Genomic DNA, 7,945 nt, shown 5'->3' with positions numbered 1-7,945 from the left:
CCCTCACACCGGACGTGATCTTCCACAGCGACCGCGGCGCGCAATACACGTCCGATGCCTATCATCGAACCCTGAGCAAGCACGGCGCGCGACCCTCCGTCGGCGCCACCGGAGTGTGCTGGGACAACGCCGCCGCCGAATCCTTCTTCGGCACACTCAAAAATGAACTCGTCTACCGAGAAATCTNCCCCNCCCGCCGCGCCGCCCGCAGTGCGATCGCCGAGTACATCGAAGTCTTCTACAACCGGCAGCGACTCCACTCCACCCTCGGCTACCACACTCCGGAACACGTCGAACATCTCTACCTGACGAGTCAGACATCAATACCGGAGGCGGCGTAAAGCTGATATAGTCCAACTATCGCGTGTCCGTGAAACGGGCAGCACCTCAGTGGTCTCCGCGCTCTCCGGTGGTGACACGGCGAAGCCCTTCCAGGCCGCGGGTATCCCGGCGGTGGTCATGGTCTTTCCCAAGTACGCGCAGCTGACGCAGTCGATCACCGTCGCCGGGGAGACCTACGGCGGCGCCGCGGTGGCCAAGGCGAAGGCCTACAACGCCTACTTCGACAAGGTTGACAGCACCCTGACGTCGAAGCTGGCGAAGTCGACGACCAAGCCGACCGTGGTGTACATCGAGGCGTACGCCGGCAACAACATCGTGGTCCAGGGCGGGTCGTCGCTGCCGGACCAGTGGATCACGAAGGCCGGCGGGACGGACGTCGCGAAGGGAATCAGCGGCAGTCGCGTGAATGTGACCATGGAGCAGCTGCTGCAGTGGAACCCGGACAATGTGATCATCCAGGCGCCGGGCGGTGACCAGGGCCTGGCCGCCAACACCGGCGCCTCGGTGCTGGCGGGCCTGTCGAAGATCAGCGGCTGGAGCGATCTGAAGGCGGTCAAGTCGGACAAGGTGTTCATCGACCCGCGCGGGCTGTACGCGTGGGGTCAGTACACCGTCGAGCAGGCGGTGCAGCTCCAGTGGGTCGCGAAGGTCCTCAACCCGTCGCTGTTCGCCGACGTCGACCTCCGGTCGGTCACCCGCGACTTCTACAAGACCTACTTCGGCTACACGCCGTCGGACACACAGCTCAACGACATCCTGCAGACCACCTCGGCGGACGGCATCGCCACCGCGAAGAACGCCATCTCCTGANCGGGTCCCGACGCCTCGCACCGGGTCCCGACGCCTCGCATCAGAACAGCGGCCCGAGGGGCGCTGGTGAGGTGAGGGACGGCAGGACCGGACCGGGGCAGCAGTGATGGGCTGAAGACGCGTCCCCACGCGGTCGCTGGGATGCCGGTTCAGGAGAGCAGTGATCGGATGTCGTCGGCGTCCAACGTGGTGTCGACGAACTCGCCGCTGTCCAGGACGCCGGCGAAAAGCTCGGCCTTGCGCGTCTTCAGCGCCATCACCTTTTCCTCGATGGTGTCCTTGGCCACCAGCCGGTACACCATGACGTTGCGGGACTGCCCGATGCGGTGGGTACGGTCCACCGCCTGCGCCTCGGTGGCGGGGTTCCACCACGGGTCGAGCAGGAAGCAGTAGTCCGCCTCGGTCAGGTTCAGGCCCGATCCGCCGGCCTTCAGACTGATGAGAAAGACCGGCGCCTTTCCTTCCTTGAAGCGCCGCACGACCGCGGCTCGGTTGCGGGTCGTGCCATCGAGATAGCAGTGTTCGATGCCGTCGGCGTCGAGCGATTCCCGCACCCGGCCGAGGAACCGGGTGAACTGGCTGAACACGAGCGCCCGGTGCCCGCCGTCGGCGACGTCCCGTAGCTGCTCGAGCAGGATGTCTATCTTGGCGCTGGGCAGCTCGTCGTGGGTGTCGTCGACGAGCCCGGCGTGCAGGCTGAGCTGTCGCAACGCCGTCAACGATCGCAGGATGGTGAAGCGGTTGCGGTTCATGTCGTCGATCAGGCCGAGCACCTTCTGCCGTTCGCGCTGCAGGTGGGTCTGGTAGATCCTGCGGTGGCGGGGGTGTAGCTCGACCTCCAGGATCTGCTCCTGCTTGGCGGGGAGCTCGGGGGCGACCTGCTCCTTGGTCCGCCGGACCATCAGCGGCCGGATCCGGCGCCGAAGCTGCGCGAGACGCTCGGCGTCACCCTGCTTCTCGATCGGGCGGGCGTAGTAGCCGTCGAACCGCGCGCGGTTCGGGAACAACCCTGGCGCGGTGATCGACAATAGCGACCACAGCTCCATCACATTGTTCTCCAGCGGCGTTCCGGTGACCGCCAGCTTGAACGGCGCGGGCAGCAGCCGCGCGCACTGGTACGCCTTCGACTGGTGGTTCTTGACGGTCTGCGCCTCATCGAGAACCAGACCGGCCCAGGAGGCCGCGCAATACGCCTCGGTGTCGAGTCGGAACAGCGTGTAGGACGTCACGACCACGTCGGCGGCGTCGATGATGTCGGCGAGGGCCTGACCACGGCGCTTCAGGGTGTCGGTGACGACGGCGACCCGCAGCGACGGCGCGAACCGGGCTGCCTCCGCGGCCCAGTTCGACACGACGCTCGTCGGTGCGACGATGAGAAACGGCGGCAGCGCCGGGTCGGCCCCCCGGGCGTGGCAGATGAGCGCGAGCGACTGCAGAGTCTTGCCCAGGCCCATGTCGTCCGCGAGGATCCCGCCGAGCTGGCAGTCCCACAGGAAGCTCAGCCACCGGAACCCGTCCGCCTGATAGGGCCGCAGGCTGGCCTGGAGAGTCCGCGGTGGCTCCTTCGCGCCGGCGGAGTCGAGGGCCAGCAGGCCGGCTACCTGCCGGCGCCAGGTCTGCGCCTGGCGGACGACCACGCCGATGCTGGTGAGCTCCTCCCACAGCCCGGCCTGGAAGCGGCTGATGCGCAGCGCCCCGCCGGGGGCATCCTGCAGCGCCTTCGCCTCCTCGATCAGCCCGCGCAGCGTCCGCAGGTCCGGCCGGTCCAGGCTGAAATAGGTGCCGTCGTCGAGCAGCAGGTGCGACTCCTGCCTACTCAGGGCCACCAGGAGCGGCGCGAACGGGATCTCGTGCCCGTCCAGGGTGACGGCGACACCGAGATCGAACCAGTCGCGCTCGCCCGGGACCTCGTCGGTCGAGACCTCGATCCGTAGCAGATCTCCGGCCTCGCGGTAGTCCGCGGGACGGCCACCGATCTCGACGGTGATCCCGTCGTGGGCCGTGAGGAGCGGGAGCAGCTCCGTCGCGAACCGCATCGTCTCGATCCCGCTGAGCCGGACGGACGCCGTCGGGAGGACGCCGGGCGGCAGCTCCAGATTGGCCAGAATATCGGCCTCGCTGCGCCTGTCCCGATATCCCGGGTCGCTACCGTCGTCAGGCCCGTCGCTACCGCCGTGATCGTGTATTGGCGCACGCAGCCGCGTGCCCCCGACTGCGTAATCCCACTCCCAGGTGATCTCGACGGTGTGGGCCGGCCCGAAGTCGGCCCGCGCGACGAGCTCCGGCGGCACAATCACCGGGGGCTCGAAGGACTCATCGCTGGAGACGATCCGGGCCACCCTGCGCAGCCCCGGGTAGAACTCGCTGATGAAACGCGGCCGCTCGGCGGCCGGAATCCGCAGGCTTCTGTTCTCCACGGCCATCTGGATCAGCTTCGGCGGCGCGGGGGTGCTCAACCGGGCCAGCCGGATGTGCCAGTGCTCGTGACGATCCGTGGCCTGAATCTCCGCCCGATCGATACCGACGACACCGTGACCGCCGATGAACGCGAACGGCGCCACGGACTGATCCGGGTCGGTCATGCGCAGCAGGGGACTCACGGTGNGCGCCGTTGACGTCGCACCGCGAGTCACATCAAGGCACAGCTCCGCCGAACCGTAGCGCTCGACATCGCCAAGCCGTTTGCGCCCATGCACCAACCGCACACCGGCCGCGGCGGCCTCGTCGAGCAGCGGCCACAACCGAGGGCTCGCGAACGCGCCGAGATCGAGGTACTTGTCGTCGCCGTAGGAATAGGCGCCGTACGCCGTGTCCTCCTGCCCGGCAAGGTAGACGGCGTACAGTTCCCGCAGAATCCGCAGGTGCGCCGGCACGTAGCTGTCGCGCTGGTAGTGCCCGTAGGGCGAACTCAGCTTCGACCAGGAGAGCGCGTTGATCCAGGTGGTCTTCCCGGGTTTCACCAGCCGCGCGCGCACGCCCAACGACGGTCTGCCGGACCCGCGTTTCGGCCGGCCCGCCGACATCTCGGCGGACAGCGTCAGCTCGATGGCGAGCGGCGTCGTACCCCGAGACTCGTCCTCGACCGACCGGTCGCCGAGCAACGCCGACAGGGACGAGGCCCAGCCTTTCGGCCCGGCGGCAGGCTGGCGAGCCGGGCCGCCACCGGCGGCCCTTGTTGCCGCCGCCAGCACGAGCGCGACTGCGTGCTTGCAACCGACGCCCACCGGGCAGGTGCACTGGGCATCGTCGAACCACCACGGCTCCGCGGAGCCCGGGCCGGTGAAATACACGGTGGTCACATAACGCTCTCCGTGGCTTCCCGCCACCGTGCCGTAAAGCGCGTTTCCGGCCGGCCGCCACGACATCTCGGCCACGGCGCCCTGCCTGGCGTACTGCGCCCCCCGCTGAAAGGTGGTATCACCCACAGCAGTGCGTAGATGGCCCCGATCGACGCTCCGTAGCTCCGCGGGCAGCATGGAGAAAACGTTAGCAGGGCCCACACCAGGGCTCTTACCCCGCGCCGGCAGAGACCACGCGGGTCCACGCCCGGCGGTGGACGACCACCGTGCGTGTGCGCACGTCGCTCAGGTACCCGAGTAGACATGGGCCGTGGGCGCGCATCGAGACGGTGCCCTCGCTCGGGCGGGCCCGCGTCGCCGGTCGGCGGCGTGGCCGACCGGCGACGACGGATCGAGGAGGACCGCATGGGTGTGTTAGACGGCAAGATCGCCATAGTGACCGGCGCCGGACGGGGTATCGGCCGGGCGATCGCGGAGGAGTACGCGTTGGAAGGCGCTCGCGTCGTCGTCGCCTCCCGGACCGCGGGTACGGTCAGCGAGGTTGTCGACGGGATTCGTTCCCGGGGCGGCGACGCGCTGGGCATCACCTGCGACGTCGGCGTGGCGCAGAACATCCGCGAGATGGTCGACCGCACCGTGGCCGAATACGGTGGCGTGGACATCCTCGTCAACAACGCGCAGAGCTTCGGCACCCGCGACAAGCCGCGTGCCTCCAGCGAGCCGACGAACCTGGAGGACGTCGACGAAGCCGAGTGGGACTGGAATTTCGAGACGGGCGTCAAGGCGACGCTCAGGGCCATGCAGGCCGTCTTCCCGTACATGAAGGCCGCGGGCGGCGGGCGAATCCTGAACTTCGGGTCACGTCGCGGCATCATGTGCAACGCCGAGTCCGCCTCCTACAACTGCAACAAGGAGGCGATCCGCGCCCTGAGCCGGACTGCGTCCAACGGCTGGGGGCAGCACGGGATCACGGTGAACGTCCTCAACCCGGTCATCCTCACCGACGCCGCCGAGGGCGTCTTCGCCGATCACCCCGGCGCGCGGGAGGCGGCCGAGGCGCAGATCCCGCTGCGGCGCTGGGGAGTTCCTCGGGACTGCGCGCGGGTGGCGGTGTTCCTCGCCGGGCCCGACGCGAGCTACCTTACCGGCATGACATTCATGGTCGAGGGTGGCCTGACGACGCTTCCCTAGCGTCCCGCGTCCGCGGCGTCGGGAACCGCGGTGGCGGCGGTCGCGGCCAGACGGGCTCCGGCACCGGACTGACCCGGTGTCTGTCCGCGATTACGGACGAATACCAGCCGTTCACCGGGGATGTCGATGTTCCGGGCGGACCACCCGGCATCGTGGATGGCGCGTGTCATGATGCTTCCGGCATAGCTGTTCCCATGGGCGGGATGCCTCCTGGCCGAGGGTGGTAGCGGCAACGCGACGATACGTTCGATCTATTCCGTCGTCGCGTATGCCGACCGCAAGTAGTTGTTGGACACGATGGCCAGAGTGTGGGCCGAGTTTTCCATGCCGAGACGCATGTCGGCGATGGACAGGGGCTGCGCGAACCTGTCGATGACCTGGTAGTCGCAGCCGACGCCCCAGCCCTCGGCGGCCGCCGACTCGTCATCGGCCAGCGAGTATGCGGCCGACTTCGCCTCGATGAGATAAGCGCGGTCCTTCTTGAGCTGTGAACGGTAGAGGAGGGTGAGATCTCCCGGCTGGGTCTCCGCGTGGCAGGTCCACCACTCTCCTGGTTCCGTCACGCGGTCTGGGTCACGTTCCCGGTGGTCGGAGCCGTCTTCGTCCAGAGAGACCTCGGGCCTGGCGACCCAGACCCAGTAACGCCGCCTGGCCCTCGAGTTCGCTGGCTGGGACGCTCCCGCGCTCATGCTGGACACGGTCCGTCGAGATACAGCACGGTTCAGCCCGACTTCGGAGCATGGTGGCTCGCGGCGACGTCGCGTCCGCCAGGACCGCCATCCCATCGATCGAAAGCCTGTGCCGTGGGCCGACCATGGCCGGGCGGATGCCCGGCGTCGCCGCCTTTCGGGATCGGTCCGCTCGCCGCGGTGCCCCCCGATGGCCGCGTCGAATCACTGGCTACCGCCCTGACAGGTACTGGCGGTCGGCTTTCCATAGGCAGACGCAGACGCTTGGTCTCGCGTTGGTCTCGTCGGAGGCGTTCTACCGGAGTGGTTCGATAGCCGGCGTTGCCAGCCTTCGTCCGAGGTGGATTGAGGGGCGTCGAATCTCCGGGGAATAGCTCCTGTCCGGAACGCGCGAACCATTGGCCTAGCGTCTTTTCCGGTCATGGTAAATGGCTCTGATTGGCAGGTTTGACGACACCTAGACGGGACAACGGAATGCAAGCGGAAGAAAAATCGGACGAGACGGACTTCCCGTCGGGAGCGCGTCCCGGTGGCGTTGACGTACGGACTGGTCCGCGGCGCCCGCGCAGTGTCCGATCGGTGCTGGGATGGCGGGTACGAAGACGGTTCGCCGGATCCGATGGCACATGGACCGAACGTCGGCGCGGCCGGCGTGGGCGGCACTCCCGGCGGCGCGCGATCCTCGCCCGCCTGGTCGGCCGACCGACCTGCGCGGCACTGGGTCTCATCGTGGTCATGACGACCCTGGCGACGCTGGCGACACCGGCGAGCGCCGCCACGATCACCATCGAGGACACGGCCGTCGGTACCGGGAACAACCAGGTCTCCTACTCCGGGACCTGGACCCCGTGCACCGGATGCGCGCCCAGCACGCCCAACAACAGCTACCGGTACTCCACCGGCTACGGGGCCATCGCCACGATCCGGTTCACCGGAACCCAGATCAACGTGTTCGGCATCAAGGGGCCGACGGGCGGCCAGGCCGCCTTCAGCATCGACGGCGGCGTACCGGTCACCGTGGACACCTTCGCCCTGCCGCTGGCTGTGAGTCTGATCTACACTTCGGGAGCGCTCACGTCGGGTGCCCACGTGCTGCAGATCGCGAACCTGCGCGTCCGAAACGCGGCCTCCACCGGCTTCAACGTCGGCTTCGACCGCGCCGAGGTCGTCGCCGATCCGGTGCCGCCGCCGCCACCACCGCCGGTGCAGACGGCGCTCACGATCGAGGACACCGCGATCGGCACCGGAAACAACCAGGTGTCGTACACCGCGGGCTGGATGCCGTGCACCGGCTGCGTGACCTCACCCAACAACAGCCTGTACTACACCAGCAACCCCGGCGCCGTTGCCACGGTCAGGTTCAACGGAACCCAGATCGACGTCTACGGACTCAAGGGGCCGGCCAACGGGTTTGGGACGTTCCGTATCGACGGTGCGCAACCGATTACCATTGACGCCTACGCGCCGGTATCGTCGATCACCCTGCTGTACTCGTCGCCCATCCTGGCGGTCGGCGCGCACACCCTGACGTTCACGAACGAGGGCCGTCGAAACGTCACGTCCACCGGGAACAACATCGGTTTCGACCGCGCCGAGATCACCNCCGGGCTGANC

Annotated in this window: 6 protein-coding genes and 1 pseudogene; 4 read left to right on the top strand and 3 right to left on the bottom strand. The window is 68.0% G+C overall.

All coding sequences use genetic code 11. The annotated features are described in order from the left end of the window. The 3 genes and pseudogenes from FF36_RS39375 to FF36_RS27415 form a co-directional block, all read left to right on the top strand. A pseudogene (locus FF36_RS39375) lies at window positions 1-186 on the top strand (IS3-like element ISFsp8 family transposase); the annotation flags it as partial. Between the two features lie 6 nt (window positions 187-192). After that, on the top strand, window positions 193-341 hold a 149-nt coding region (locus tag FF36_RS39370; RefSeq protein ID WP_242422941.1), incomplete at its 5' end, for an IS3 family transposase. A gap of 49 nt (window positions 342-390) precedes the next feature. Beyond that, window positions 391-1,152, top strand: a complete 762-nt coding sequence (locus FF36_RS27415) for an ABC transporter substrate-binding protein (protein WP_044888087.1) — start codon at window positions 391-393, stop codon at window positions 1,150-1,152. 149 nt (window positions 1,153-1,301) lie between these two features. Here the strand turns inward: FF36_RS27415 and FF36_RS39365 are convergent, their stop codons facing one another. Then, window positions 1,302-3,188 (bottom strand): DEAD/DEAH box helicase, encoded by a 1,887-nt coding sequence (locus FF36_RS39365; RefSeq protein WP_277912996.1) that lies wholly within the window; start codon window positions 3,186-3,188, stop codon window positions 1,302-1,304. Window positions 3,189-3,757: 569 nt separating this feature from the next. Next, the coding region (locus tag FF36_RS39360) for an SWIM zinc finger family protein (RefSeq protein ID WP_242422940.1) at window positions 3,758-4,517 on the bottom strand (760 nt) is incomplete at its 3' end. Window positions 4,518-4,856: 339 nt separating this feature from the next. On the opposite strand from FF36_RS39360, the gene FF36_RS27405 reads away from it, so the two are divergent. Continuing rightward, window positions 4,857-5,642 carry an SDR family NAD(P)-dependent oxidoreductase gene (locus tag FF36_RS27405; RefSeq protein WP_044888094.1) on the top strand — a complete coding sequence of 262 codons (786 nt, stop codon included), beginning with the start codon at window positions 4,857-4,859 and terminating at the stop codon, window positions 5,640-5,642. Between the two features lie 251 nt (window positions 5,643-5,893). On the opposite strand, the gene FF36_RS27400 is transcribed toward FF36_RS27405, so the two are convergent. Further along, complete coding sequence (locus FF36_RS27400; RefSeq protein WP_044888085.1) at window positions 5,894-6,205, bottom strand: hypothetical protein; 312 nt, start codon at window positions 6,203-6,205, stop codon at window positions 5,894-5,896. Between the last annotated feature and the right edge of the window lie 1,740 nt (window positions 6,206-7,945).

Origin of the sequence: Frankia torreyi (genome assembly GCF_000948395.1) — a bacterium.
GTDB lineage: Bacteria > Actinomycetota > Actinomycetes > Frankiales > Frankiaceae > Frankia > Frankia torreyi.
The sequence above is the reverse complement of the archived record's forward strand: the minus strand, read 5'-3'. Positions and strand labels throughout refer to the sequence as shown.